The sequence below is a fragment of the Bradyrhizobium sp. CSS354 genome, assembly GCF_029051725.1.
Taxonomy (GTDB): domain Bacteria; phylum Pseudomonadota; class Alphaproteobacteria; order Rhizobiales; family Xanthobacteraceae; genus Bradyrhizobium.
The window spans coordinates 1-446 of the sequence record NZ_JAACFU010000095.1 but is presented as its reverse complement, the minus strand read 5'-3'; the positions used below and the strand labels follow the sequence as shown (position 1 = coordinate 446).

Annotated in this window: 1 protein-coding gene; it reads right to left on the bottom strand. The window is 68.2% G+C overall.

All coding sequences use genetic code 11. From position 1 onward, the window contains the following. On the bottom strand, positions 1-446 hold a 446-nt coding region (locus tag GWG67_RS38805), incomplete at both ends, for a 2-dehydropantoate 2-reductase (RefSeq protein ID WP_275174904.1).

Genomic DNA, 446 nt, shown 5'->3' with positions numbered 1-446 from the left:
CTCCAGCATCATGGCCTTGGCCACGGCGCGGGTGCCAGGATCGGCGGCGATGATGTCGAGGGTGGCATGGGTCAGGGCGCTGACGGGATTGAAGCAGAGGTTGCCCCACAGCTTCAGCCACAGCTCGTCGCGGATGTTGGTCATCACCGGCGCGCGCAGGCCGCCTTTCTCCATCATCTGGCTCAGGGCGGTGACGCGCGGGGTGATCTCGCCCGACGGCTCGCCGAGGGGGAACTTGTCGCCGTAGATGTGCTGGACCACGCCCGGCGCCACCACCTCGGTGGCGGGATAGACGATGCAGCCCAGCGCCCGCTCGGGCTTGAGCACCTCCCACTGCCGGGCACCGGGGTCGATGGTGGCCAGCGTCCGGTTCTCCAGCGCGCCGCCGTGCTTGTAGAAATACCAGTAGGGCACGCCGTTCACGGCGGTGACGATGGAGGTATCGC